This window comes from Streptomyces sp. NPDC004561, assembly GCF_053602155.1.
In genome coordinates, this window is record NZ_JBSGDB010000268.1 from 1 (window position 1) to 12,159 (window position 12,159).

Sequence of the window (12,159 nt, forward strand, 5' to 3'; positions counted from 1 at the left end):
TGGATGATGCCGGACGCGCTGCGGTGCACCGGGGAACGGACGTCATCCACCGCGTGGGCGAACGCCCGCCAGGCTTTCGCGGCGCCCCGCAGTTTGCCGGAATCGGCCTCCGGCCACCACAGGCCCAAGTCGAGAAGGATGTGGCGGGCCTTGTCCTCAACGCTCACCGGCACCGTCGCTCTGCTTGCCGGTCTTCACTTCGGTGAACATGCCGGCGACGAGCTTGTCGTTGTCCACATGCCCGTCGGCCATGTCCGCCATGGCCTCGTGAATGCTCGTCAGCCCCAGCACCAGGATGCCCGCCGCGCTCTCGATCGACTTCTGGTGCGGCTTGTAGGCGTCGCCGAACTGATTGCCCTGCTTGTCGTGCCCCCAAGGCTCCCCGAGGCCGTCCAAGGTCTTGATGAGGGTGGTCAACGCCTTGCTCAGATCGATCGCGCCCTGCTGGAAAGCAGGCGCCGCCGCCTTGATGTCGGCGGTCTTGATGTCCAGAACCTTGCCGGGGACATTGCCGTCACCCATCGATGAACCCCCGTTCGCAGTCGCGGCTTTCGACCCTAGGGGAGGCCGACCAAGGAAAGGTCATGGTGAAGTCATACACGGGTGATGTGCGGCTGGCGGAGCGAATCGATGAGGTGATGTCCGATCCCGGGACTCAGTCGGCCCCTTCGAAAAGACATCCGGCCCGTCAGCCCCGCCCGCAAGGCGTCCCGTTGAGCGTGAAGGCGTACGGCGCGTGGTTGCTGTCCCGCCAGGTGCCGATGAAGCCGAAGGACAGGGTGCCGTGCGCGGGGACGGTCCGGTTGTAGTCGGTGGCGGTGGCGGTGACGCGGGAGCCGTTCTGGTGGACGGTGGCGTCCCACATCTGGCCGGCCTGCTGGCCGTCGCGGAAAGACCAGGCGACCTGCCAGTCGGCGAGGGGCCGGTCGGTGGTGACGGTGACGGTGGCCTGGAAGCCGTTGGACCACTGGTCGGTCTGCTCGTAGGCGACCCGGCAGGAGGCCGCCTCGGTGGTGGCGGGGGCCGTGGTGGGGGTGGACGCGGGCGGCGCGGTGGACGTGGCGGAGGGCGTGGCGGAGGAGGCGCCCTGGGGTTCGGGGCCGCGCTCCTCGCGGCCGGAGGGCCGGGTGGCGGTCGCGGAGGGCGAGGAGGCGGGCGAGGTCGCCGGGGAACGGCCCGCGACGGTGCCTGAGACACTGGGGTCGGCCACCGGCCGGCCGTCGTCCCGGATGGCGGCGGTGTCGTCGCCGGAGCCGCCGAACGGCATCATCGACACGCCGAGCGCGAGCGCCGACAGCAGCACGGCGGTGGCGAGCAGCCCGCCGCGCAGAACGCGGCTGCGGCCCGCTTCCTCCTCGGGGTCGGCGGTGTCGGCGCCCGGGCGGCCCGCGCCGAGCCGGACCTCGGTGGCGCGGCGGCGGCGCTCCAGATAGGCGAGGCCGCCCCAGCCGATCACCCCTCCGGCCAGGGCGGCGGGCAGTCCGCCGCCGTGCAGCCGCAGGCATGCGGCGGCCTCGGCGCAGCGCACGCAGGTCGCGAGGTGCCGGGAGAGGTCGTCGGGGGTCTCCGCGGTGGGCGAGCGGGTGACGGCGTCCAGCAGCCGGGCGTAGGAGCGGCACTGCGCGTCCATCGGGGTGTCGAGGTGGGCGCGGTGGCAGCGCTCCCGGAACAGGGTGCGGACCTGCTCGAGTTCGTCGGCGACGCTGGCCGGGTCGAGGCCGAGCCGGCGGGCGACCGTGGGCAGGGGCAGCGCCTCCACCTCGGCGAGCCACAGCAGGGAGGCGTCCGACTCCTGCATGTCCCTGAGGCCCCGCAGCGCGACCGGGCGCTCCAGCGGCGGGCCCGAGTAGCGGGCCGCCTTGCCGGAGTTGAGCCACAGGCGGAGGTCGGGGTCGAGCTTGTGCCCCTGACCGCCGGCCTCCCAGGCGGCGGCGGTGGTGCGGACGGCCGTGAGCAGGGCCGGGATGGCCGGCAGCCGGGCGGTGCGGCGGCCCGCGCCGCGCACATGGGTGCGCGCGGCGGCGCGGATCTCGCGCATGCCCAGCGTGAACGCCTCGTTGGCCAGTTCATGGGCCGTCAGGGACCCGGCGGTGCACAGGTCCGTGTACGAGAGCACCGCGTCCCAGGCCTCCGAGAACAGCGCGGACTCGGTGGCGTCCTGAGGGGTCGGCAGGTCGGGCATGGGACTCCTGCATCCACGTGCGAGGGCAACTCACCATAGGAAAAGTGGAGTTGAAGGGAACCTCGCGGCAGAGCACAGAGCCTTTCACGTCCTCGACACAACTGACAAGCGCCCTGTTCACATCCGGTTACGCATGGTGGCGGGGCAGGCGCGCGCCGCAGCGGGGCCGACAACTCCGTTTTCTGTTACGGATGCCGGCGCCGTTCGACTCACCGCCCCGCACCTGGTGCTGGATCACACCTCGGCCGGGTCCGCCGCGGACAGGCTGTCCATGAAGGAGCTGACGGAGAAGACCGCGCGGCCGGGTCCGGGCGGGCCGTAGCCGGGCGGGGAGGAGAGCCCGAATTCGTCCATGGTCCGGCGGTAGGCCTCCAGGAGCCGGATGTGGTACTCCAGCGGCGCGCCCTGCGGGTTGGCCTTGCCGAGCGGGGTGGTGGGCTCCGGGCACCAGGTGGTGAAGCGGGGCGTGATGCCGTGCGACATGAAGAAGCGCAGGCCCTCGGTGGTGGAGGCGATGGCCTCGTCGACGGTGGTGAAGCCGAACGGCTCGGCCATCTCGACGCCCGCCACGAAGTTCGGGATCACGTTGCGCGCGCCGAAGATCTCGGCGGAGTCCAGGATCCGCTTGTGCCACTCGTCGCGGCCGACGTACCGCTCCTTGCCGGGGCAGTACAGCTCGAACAGCCGGCGGTCCCACACCTCGAAGTTGGGGTGGTAGATCTGCACGCCGTAGTCCTTGAACCGCTGCACGTCCGCCTTGGGCAGCGCCTGGGCCACCACCTTGCCGATCCAGCGGCCCGGGAAGCGCCCCTCGATGGCCTTGGCGTAGTGCCCGTAGAAGTCGGCCTCGTCCCGGCCGGCGACCGTCTTGGTGATCGCGCCGCCGGTGAGGGTGTAGGCGGTGGACGCCTTCTGGGTGTCGTACCGGTCGATGATCTCCAGGGCCTCGAGGACCTCCTCGACGTCCTTCACACCGGTGTACGGCCGCCCCGCCGCCTTGTGCTGGCGCCAGTTGTGGTTGATGTCGCAGTACTGGCACTCCTCCTTGGCGCCGAAGTACTGGCAGACCCGGAAGACGGTCAGGTAGATGAGGTAGCCCCACTGGATGGTCGGGGCGACCTCCATCACGGACTTCCCGTTGGACAGGGTGTGCCGGTAGTACTCGGGCATCGGGGGCGCACCGACGTCGGCGATGCGCCGGCCGTCCAGGTAGAGGCCGAGCAGCCCCTCGTCGTCGGCGGCGACGCGGTACGGCGAGGCCGGGTTCACCCGTACGGAGACCACCGTGCGGCGCAGGTCGTACGGGCCGCCGGTGAGGATGATCTCCTCCGGCGGCCGGCGCAGCGCGGCCTCGCCCAGCTCGGGCAGGGTGCCGTGGTCGAAGGAGAAGATGAAGTAGGACTTCGGCTTGACCTCGCCGCCTTCGTTGTCGCTGAGGGCGGATGGGTCGAAGGCCACACCACCCCGCAGCAGGTCCTCCTTGAAGACCGCCTCCCGCGGCACATGCGGGAACCGCTCCATCAGATCCTCGACCAGCGCGGTGCGACTGCCCATCCGTATGTCTCCTCCCGGCTCAGGCGTTCGTCCCTCACCGTATGCCCCCGCCACGGGCTCAGCCGTGCCGGGTCCCCGCACGGCGTGCGATGTGTTCCGGTACGGCGGTGTCCGGCGCCAGCGCCGGGTCGGGCACGGGCGCGCCCCAGGCGGCGGTCAGCGGCAGGACCCCGGCCCACAGGCCGAGGGCGGCGTCGGGGCCGTCGCCGTCGTCCGGGGCGCCGGTGCGGATCTTGACGGAGGCCTCCTCCAGGGACAGGGCGAGGAGGGTGGTGGCGGCCAGTTCCCTGCGGTCGGGGCGGCGTGCGTACGACCACTGCCCCGGCGCGGAGTGCTCGGTGAGCAGCCGCAGGCCCGTCAGCTTCTCGTCCGGGTCGGTGACCCTGCGCGCCGTGCCGTGGATCATCGCGCTGCGGTAGTTCACTCCGTGCTCGAACACGGACCGGGCGAGCACGAGACCGTCGACGTGCGTGACGGTCACGCACACGGGCGTGTCCCCGGCGAGGCTGCGACTGGCCACGGAACCGTGCAGGTACAGCCACCGCTCGTCCCGCCCGTACACCGTGGGCACGACCGTCGGCCGCCCCTCGACCACGACACCGAGATGGCAGACGAACCCGGCGTCGAGTATCGCCTCCAGGTCCGCCCGCTCCACGCTGCCCTGCTCGCGCAGGCGGCGGTGACGGGTGCGGTCGGTGACCGGGAGCCGGGCGGGGAGCGGTTGCGAGGCCATGACGGAGAGGCTACCGATATCGCAGCCCGACAGCCACTGATCATGTGGATATCATCGTTACGGATCGATTTGGCGACTAAATCCGTAGCAACCTTGGGGTGGGCGTTTCGGCCGGTCGACGGCGTCAGGCCGTCCGGTCCAGTTCCGCAAGGTCCACCGTGTGCAGAAGAGGGGCGCCGGACGCCAGCCGTTCGGCCTCCTCGACCACCGTGCGGCCGAGGCGGACCAGTTCATTGCCCTGGGAGCCGGCGAGGTGCGGGGTGACGAAGGCGCCCGGCAGGTCGAACAGGGGCGAGTCGGCGGGCAGCGGCTCGGGGTCGGTGACGTCCAGAACGGCCGTCAGGCGCCCGGTGCGCAGTTCCCGGATCAGCGCCTCGTGGTCGACGAGGGCGCCGCGCGCGGTGTTGACGAGCACGGATCCGTCGGGCATCAGGGCGAGTTCGCGCGCGCCGATCAGATGCCGGGTCTCGGCGGTCTGCGGGGCGTGCAGGGTGACGATGTCGGAGGTGCGCAGCAGTTCGTCCAGGGGCCGGAGGGGGACGCCGAGCCGGGCGGCCCGGGCCGTGTCGACGTAGGGGTCGGTGAGCGTGACCGCGAGGTCGTACGGCCGCAGGAGTTCGATCAGCCGGCGGCCGACGCGGGAGGCGCCGACGACGCCCACGCGGCGGCCGTGGTTGCCGATGCCGGGGACGATGCCGCCGTCGGGGAGGGCACGGCGGGCGCGCAGCCGGTCGCGGGCGGCGAAGACGTCCTTGCCGGCGAGCAGGATCACGGCCAGCGTGTACTCGGCGACGGGCAGGGCGTTGGCGCCGGCCGCCGAGGAGACGGCGATGCCCCGCCGCCAGACCCCGGGGGTGGTGAAGCCCTTGACGGAGCCGGCCGCGTGCAGGACGGCGCGCAGCCTCGGCGCCGCCTCCAGGGCGTCGGTGTCCAGGCGGGGACAGCCCCAGCCGGTGATCAGGACGTCGGTGCGGGCCAGTGCCTCGCGCACCCGGGGTTCGGTGAGGTCGTGCGCCACCAGAGCGGGATCGATCTCCACGCATGCGCGCAGCCGCGCGAGCAGCTCGGGCGGGAAGAGGTGCGGCACGTTCCGGGCAGTCATGGCGAACAGCGCCTGGGGACGCTCGGGCAAGGAGGTGGCCTTCCGCTCGGCGACGCGACGTAGCAACCGTTCTCCACGGTAGGCGGCGGCGAATGAGAGGGTCAACGAACACGCACTCTCCCGGAGGGACGCACGGATGACAGGCACGGCCGGCACCGCTGGGGCGGTCACCAACTGGGCGCGGACCATCACGTACACGGCGAAGGAGTTCCACCGCCCGGGCACGCTCGACGCGCTCAGGGCCCTCGTGGCCGGCAGCCCGCGGGTGCGGGTGCTGGGCAGCGGCCACTCCTTCAACCGGATCCCCGATCCGGGCGCGGACGGCGTGCTGCTGTCCACGGCGGGCCTGCCGCCGGTGATCGAGGTCGACACGGCGGCCCGTACGGCGCGGGTGTCGGGCGGGGTCCGGTACGCCGAACTGGCGCGCGCGGTCCACGCGCACGGGTTCGCGCTGGCCAACCTGGCCTCGCTGCCGCACATCTCGGTGGCCGGCTCGGTGGCGACCGGCACCCACGGTTCGGGGGTCGGCAACGGCCCGCTGGCGTCGGCCGTGCGGGAGGTGGAGCTGGTCGTCGCGGACGGTTCGACGGTGACGATCGCCCGGGGCGACGCGCGGTTCGACGGCGCCGTGACCTCGCTCGGCGCGCTCGGCGTCGTCACCGCGCTCACCCTCGACCTGGAGCCGGCGTTCGGGGTGGCACAGCATGTGTTCACCGAACTCCCGCTCGACGGGCTGGACTTCGCGGCCGTGGCGGCCGCCGGGTACAGCGTGAGCCTGTTCACGGACTGGCGGCGGCCGGGCTTCCGGCAGGTGTGGGTGAAGCGGCGCACCGACCGGCCCGCGGCGGACTTCCCGTGGGCGCGGCCCGCGTCCGGCCCGCTGCACCCGGTGCCGGGGATGCCTGCGGCCAACTGCACCGAACAGCTGGGCGTTCCGGGCCCGTGGCACGAGCGGTTGCCGCACTTCCGGGCGGAGTTCACGCCGAGCAGCGGCGAGGAGATCCAGTCGGAGTACCTGCTGCCCCGGCCGGCGGCGGTGGAGGCGCTGCACGCGGTCGACGGCGTGCGCGAGACGGTCGCCGGGGTCCTGCAGACCTGCGAGGTGCGCACGGTCGCCGCGGACGCGCAGTGGCTCAGCCCGGCCCACGCGCGGGACTCGGTCGCGCTGCACTTCACCTGGGTGCGGGACGAGGCGGCCGTGCTGCCGGTGGTGCGCCGGCTGGAGGAGGTGCTGGAGCCGTTCGGCCCGCGCCCGCACTGGGGGAAGGTGTACGGCATCCCGTCGGCGGTCCTGCGTGGGCGCTATCCCCGCCTCCCCGACTTCCGGGCCCTGGTCCAATCCCTGGACCCCGCCGGGAAGTTCACCAACGCCTTCGTCCGCGGCCTTCTCGACGACTGAGGGGCGACGCACGGCGGCGGACTTTCTCCAGCCCCTTTCCTAAGCCCTTGTCGAAAGCCGCTCCCGGCCCATAACCTGACGTCCGCGCCGGTGCCGATCCCGCCCCGGCCGGGACGGGACCTGAGGGGCAGCCGCGTGAAGCGCACATCGCGTGACATCCGCACCGCGAACCGCTACGAGGTGCTGCGCCAGATCATCGCCGAGTCTCCCACCTCCCGGCAGGAGCTGGCGGCCGCCACCGGGCTGAGCCTCGCCACGGTCGCCACCCTCGTCGGCGAGCTGCTCGACCTCCGGATGATCACCGAGGTCGGCTTCGAGGACTCGGCCGGGGGCCGCCCCCGGGGGCTGGTCGCCGTCAACGCCTCGGGGGGCGCGCTGATCGGCGTGGACATCGCGGAGACCTACGTCCATGTCGAGCTGTTCGACCTGGCGCTGAACGTGCTGGCCCGCGCCGACGAGGACATGCGTCCCGGCGAGAGCCGGCCCGAGCAGGTGGTCGGGCACGTGGCCGCCGCCGTCGGCGCGGTGGTCGCGCGGGCCGGGGCCGGGGCGGCCCGGGTGCTCGGTGTCGGGGTGAGCGTGCCGGGCCAGGTGGACCGGGACACCGGCGTCGCCGAGTACGCGCCCAACTGGGACTGGCACGACGTGCCGCTGCTCGACCTGCTCGCCGAACACATCGCCCACTCGCTGTATCTGGACAACCCGCTGCGCGCCTGCGCGGTCGCCGAGCTGTGGTTCGGGGCCGCGCGGGGCCGCGGGGACGCCGTGGTGGTCAACCTCGGCACCGGGGTGGGCGCCGGACTGGCCCTCGGCGGCGGGCTGCACCGGGGCGTGAACAACAGCGCCGGCGAGTGGGGGCACACCACGCTGGTCCTGGACGGCCGGCTGTGCCACTGCGGCAACCACGGCTGCGTGGAGACGTACGTCGGCGCGCCCGGCATCATGCAGAACCTGCGCGAACTCAGCCCGGAATCGGCCCTGTTGCACCCCGGGGACCAGACGGCCACCATCGACGCGCTGGCCGGGGCGGTCGCCGACGGCGACCCGGTCGCCCTCAAGGTCGTCCGGGACACGGCCCGTTACCTCGGCGCCGGCGTCTCCGACCTGATCAACCTCCTCAACCCCGAAGTGGTCGTCCTCAGCAGCTGGGTCGCCGCCCGGCTGGGCGAGCCGCTGCTCGACGAGGTCCGCCGCGCCGTCGCCCGGCACGCCCTGCGCCGGCCGCTGGCCGCCACCGAGATCGTCCTCTCCCCGATCCCCACCGACCCGGTGTCCCTCGGCGCGGCCACGTTCGCGCTGGAGGGGGCGCTGCAGTGCGCCGGGCAGCGGACCGGCACCAGACGCACCACCCTCGCAAGGAGTCGTACCGCACCGCCCAGCTAGGAGACCGATGCCCGTGCGGACCTATCCCGTCACCGATTACGTCGAGGACGTCTCACCCGGCTCCGGGGCGCTGCCGCCCCGCGCCTGGTACGCGTCCTCGGACGCCAAGTCCCTTTCCCTGAACGGCGAGTGGCGGTTCCGGCTGTCGCAGACCGCAGGCGCCGAGGACGACTCCTTCGCCGGGCAGGGGTACGACGCCGGCGGCTGGGCGGAGATCTCGGTCCCCGGTCACTGGGTCCTCCAGGGGCACGGCTCCCCCGTCTACACCAACCATCTCTACCCCTTCCCGGTCGACCCGCCGCGGGTGCCGACCGAGAATCCGACCGGCGACCATCTGCGCACCTTCGACCTGCCCGAGGACTGGCCCGCGGACGGGGGCGCCCTGCTCCGCTTCGACGGCGTGGAGTCCTGCGCCCGGGTGTGGCTGAACGGCACGGACCTCGGCGAGTTCAAGGGCTCCCGGCTGCCGCACGAGTTCACGGTGGGCCCTCTGCTGAGGCGGACGGGCAACGTGCTGGCGGTCCGGGTCCACCAGTGGTCGGCCGGCTCCTACCTGGAGGACCAGGACCAGTGGTGGCTGCCCGGCATCTTCCGGGACGTCACCCTGCTGCACCGCCCCGCCGGCGCCGTCCAGGACTTCTTCGTGCACGCCTCCTACGACCACCGCACCGGCTCCGGCACCCTGCGCGTGGACTCCGACGTGTCCGGCCGGGTCACCGTGCCGGACCTCGGCATCGACACCGCGACCGGCGAGCCGGTGACGGTGCCGGTGGAGCCCTGGTCGGCGGAGGTGCCGCGGCTGTACGACGGTGTGCTGGCCACCGAGGGCGAGCGGGTGCCGCTGCGCATCGGCTTCCGCACGGTGGAGCTGTCGGACGGCCTGATCAAGGTCAACGGCAGGCCCGTGCTCCTCAAGGGCGTCAACCGGCACGAGTGGCACCCGGAGCGGGGCCGGGCGCTGGACCTCGCGACCATGCGCGAGGACGTGCTGCTGATGAAGCGGCACAACATCAACGCCGTCCGCACCTCCCACTACCCGCCGCACCCGGCCTTCCTCGGCCTGTGCGACGAGCTGGGCCTGTGGGTCGTCGACGAGTGCGACCTGGAGACCCACGGCTTCACCGAGCAGGGCTGGCGGGACAACCCCGTCGACGACGACCGCTGGACCCCGGCCCTGCTGGACCGCGCGGCCCGCATGGTCGAGCGGGACAAGAACCACCCGTCGGTGGTCCTCTGGTCCCTCGGCAACGAGGCGGGCACCGGCCGTGGGCTGACCGCCATGGCCGAGTGGATCCGCGGCCGCGACTCCTCGCGCCTCGTCCACTACGAGGGCGACCTCAACTGCCGTGACACGGACGTCTACTCCCGGATGTACGCGGACCACGCCGAGGTAGAGCGGATCGGCCGCGGCCTGGACGGCGGCCCCGGCAAGCGACGCCGGCTGCCCTTCTTCCTGTGCGAGTACGGCCACGCCATGGGCAACGGCCCCGGCGGACTCGCCGACTACCAGCGGCTCTTCGAGTCGTACGAGCGGCTCCAGGGCGGCTTCGTCTGGGAGTGGATCGACCACGGCATCGCGCATCCGGAGCTGGGCTACGCCTACGGCGGCGACTTCGGCGAGGAGCTGCACGACGGCAACTTCGTCTGCGACGGCCTGCTCTTCCCGGACCGCCGGCCCTCCCCCGGCCTCGCCGAGTACAAGAAGGTGATCGAGCCGGTCGGCATCACGGGTGACGGCACGGACGGCACCGTGCGGGTGACCAACAAGTACGACGTGGCCGACCTGTCGGCACTCGCCTTGTCCTGGTCGTACCAGGTCGACGGCGAGACGGTGGAGTCCGGCACGCTGTCGGTGCCCGCGCTGGCGCCCGGCGGGTCGGCCGACGTCAAGCTGCCCGCGCCCCCGCCCGGCGCGCCGGGCGGGGAGGCCCACTGGACGGTCCGGGCGGTGCTCGCGGCCGACACCCCCTGGGCGCCGAAGGACCACGTCGTCGCCTGGGGGCAGCTGCCCGCGTCCGAGCGCGGGATCCCGCGCGTCCCGGCGACCGCCCGGCCGCTGTCCGGGAACGGTGTGATCACCCTCGGCCCCGGCACCTTCGACGCGCGCACCGGCGCCCTGAGGTCGGTCGGCGCGGCCCCCGTCACCGGCCTGCGTCTGGACGTGTGGCGGGCCACCACCGACAACGACGACGGCGCCGCCTGGCAGAGCGACCTCCGGTACGGCCCGCTCTGGCGCGGGCTGGGCCTGCACCGGATGCGGCACCGCCTGGACGCGGTGGAGTCCGGCGAGGACGCGCTGACCGTCCGGACCCGGGTGGCGCCGGCCGCGCGGGAGCTCGGCCTGTCGGCGGTGTACCGCTGGACGTCCGACGGGGACCGGCTGCGGCTGACCGTGTCCGTGGTCCCGGAGGGCGACTGGACGGTGCCGCTGCCCCGGCTCGGCGTCCGCTTCGGGCTGTCCTCGGCCGACCGGGTGCGCTGGTTCGGCGGCGGTCCCGGCGAGGCGTACCCGGACACCCGGTCGGCGGCCATGGTGGGCCGCTGGCAGTCGACCGTGGACGAGCTGCAGACACCGTACGTGCGTCCGCAGGAGAACGGCGCCCGTATCGACGTCCGCTGGGCGGAGCTGGGCGGCCTGCGCGTCGAGGGCGACCCGGAGTTCCTCCTGACCGTCCGCCGCTGGACCACCGAACAGCTGGACGCCGCCACGCACCTGCGCGACCTGGTGCCCGGGGGGACCGTCTGGGTGAACCTCGACCACGGCCAGCACGGCATCGGCTCCCAGTCCTGCGGGCCCGGCCCGCTGCCCCGGTACCACCTGCGGGCCGAACGGGCGGAGTTCTCGTTCGTCCTCGCCGAGTCCGACGGCACCGGGACCGGTGGGCCGACCCGGTCCTGACGTCACAGCGGCCGGCCGGGGGCGCCTCCCCGACCGGCCGTCAGGTGCCGCCGCACCCCGCGAAAACGCATGCGCGAACGGACTGGCGGGTTCGCGCCATCGTGGGAAGATGTGAACAAACATCACCCGATTCGTGAGGGTGTGGGTCATGGCCGTGTCGGAATCGGAAGAAGTCCCCGCGCAGCGGAACCAGCGGCCGGGACTGAGGCGTGAGATCGGCTTCGTCGGGCTCATCTGGGCCTCGGAGGGGTCGATCATCGGCTCCGGGTGGCTGTTCGGCGCGCAGGGCGCCCTGGCGGCGGCCGGACCCGCGGCCATCATCTCGTGGGCCATCGGCGGGGTCGCGATCCTGATCCTGGCGCTCGTCCACGCCGAACTCGGCGGCATGTACCCGGTCTCCGGCGGCACCGCACGCTTCCCGCACTACGCGTTCGGCGGAGCGGCGGGCGCGTCGTTCGGGTGGTTCTCCTGGCTGCAGGCGGCCACGGTGGCGCCCATCGAGGTGCTGGCGATGATCACGTACGCCCAGCACTACTCCTGGGCGAGCGGCTGGGAGAAGATCGAGGGCGGCGAACACGTCCTGACCCCGCCCGGAATCGCCGTCGCGGTCGGCCTGATGGCGGTCATCACCGCGATCAACTTCCTCAGCATCCGCCTGCTGGCCCGCACCAACAGCGCGGCGACCTGGTGGAAGGTCGGCGTCCCGCTGCTGACGATCTTCGTGTTCGCCATCGCGCAGTTCCACGCGAGCAACTTCACCGCGGCCGACGGCTTCAGCCCCTACGGCGCCAAGGGCATCCTGTCCGCGGTCTCCACCAGCGGCATCATCTTCGCGCTGCTGGGCTTCGAGCAGGCCGACCAGCTCGCCGGTGAGAGCGCCAACCCCAAGCGGGACATCCCGCGGGCG

At 72.9% G+C, this 12,159-nt stretch carries 9 protein-coding genes; 4 read left to right on the forward strand and 5 right to left on the reverse strand.

The genetic code is table 11. The features are described 5' to 3' along the window. Positions 1–156: 156 nt before the first annotated feature. The 5 genes from ACWEN3_RS28960 to ACWEN3_RS28980 form a co-directional block, all read right to left on the reverse strand. On the reverse strand, positions 157–522 hold the full coding sequence (locus tag ACWEN3_RS28960) for a hypothetical protein (protein WP_452976601.1): 366 nt from the start codon (positions 520–522) through the stop codon (positions 157–159). Positions 523–688: 166 nt separating this feature from the next. Beyond that, complete coding sequence (locus ACWEN3_RS28965) at positions 689–2,182, reverse strand: cellulose binding domain-containing protein (RefSeq protein ID WP_452976603.1); 1,494 nt, start codon at positions 2,180–2,182, stop codon at positions 689–691. A gap of 234 nt (positions 2,183–2,416) precedes the next feature. Beyond that, positions 2,417–3,736, reverse strand: coding sequence for a radical SAM protein (locus ACWEN3_RS28970; protein ID WP_452976605.1), 1,320 nt, complete (start codon positions 3,734–3,736; stop codon positions 2,417–2,419). Positions 3,737–3,794: 58 nt separating this feature from the next. Further along, positions 3,795–4,469: a pyridoxamine 5'-phosphate oxidase family protein gene (locus ACWEN3_RS28975; RefSeq protein WP_452976607.1), complete on the reverse strand. Its 675-nt coding sequence runs from the start codon at positions 4,467–4,469 to the stop codon at positions 3,795–3,797. A gap of 124 nt (positions 4,470–4,593) precedes the next feature. Beyond that, positions 4,594–5,601 carry a hydroxyacid dehydrogenase gene (locus tag ACWEN3_RS28980; RefSeq protein WP_452976615.1) on the reverse strand — a complete coding sequence of 336 codons (1,008 nt, stop codon included), beginning with the start codon at positions 5,599–5,601 and terminating at the stop codon, positions 4,594–4,596. 106 nt (positions 5,602–5,707) lie between these two features. Between ACWEN3_RS28980 and ACWEN3_RS28985 the strand changes: the two genes are divergently transcribed. The 4 genes from ACWEN3_RS28985 to ACWEN3_RS29000 form a co-directional block, all read left to right on the forward strand. After that, a complete protein-coding gene (locus ACWEN3_RS28985) occupies positions 5,708–6,970 on the forward strand; it encodes an FAD-binding protein (protein ID WP_452976608.1) in 1,263 nt (420 codons plus the stop codon). A gap of 135 nt (positions 6,971–7,105) precedes the next feature. Then, positions 7,106–8,353, forward strand: coding sequence for an ROK family transcriptional regulator (locus tag ACWEN3_RS28990; RefSeq protein WP_452976609.1), 1,248 nt, complete (start codon positions 7,106–7,108; stop codon positions 8,351–8,353). Between the two features lie 7 nt (positions 8,354–8,360). Next, positions 8,361–11,252 carry a glycoside hydrolase family 2 TIM barrel-domain containing protein gene (locus ACWEN3_RS28995; protein ID WP_452976611.1) on the forward strand — a complete coding sequence of 964 codons (2,892 nt, stop codon included), beginning with the start codon at positions 8,361–8,363 and terminating at the stop codon, positions 11,250–11,252. Positions 11,253–11,400: 148 nt separating this feature from the next. Further along, positions 11,401–12,159 (forward strand): APC family permease (locus tag ACWEN3_RS29000; RefSeq protein ID WP_452976614.1); only part of this gene is annotated, 759 nt, incomplete at its 3' end.

Excerpts from the sequence above, each read along its gene's own strand:
- ACWEN3_RS28960 (WP_452976601.1), bottom strand. The coding sequence starts at position 522 with ATGGGTGACGGCAATGTCCCCGGCAAGGTTCTGGACATCAAGACCGCC.
- ACWEN3_RS28965 (WP_452976603.1), bottom strand. The coding sequence starts at position 2,182 with ATGCCCGACCTGCCGACCCCTCAGGACGCCACCGAGTCCGCGCTGTTC.
- ACWEN3_RS28970 (WP_452976605.1), bottom strand. The coding sequence starts at position 3,736 with ATGGGCAGTCGCACCGCGCTGGTCGAGGATCTGATGGAGCGGTTCCCG.
- ACWEN3_RS28975 (WP_452976607.1), bottom strand. The coding sequence starts at position 4,469 with ATGGCCTCGCAACCGCTCCCCGCCCGGCTCCCGGTCACCGACCGCACC.
- ACWEN3_RS28985 (WP_452976608.1), top strand. The coding sequence starts at position 5,708 with ATGACAGGCACGGCCGGCACCGCTGGGGCGGTCACCAACTGGGCGCGG.
- ACWEN3_RS28995 (WP_452976611.1), top strand. The coding sequence starts at position 8,361 with ATGCCCGTGCGGACCTATCCCGTCACCGATTACGTCGAGGACGTCTCA.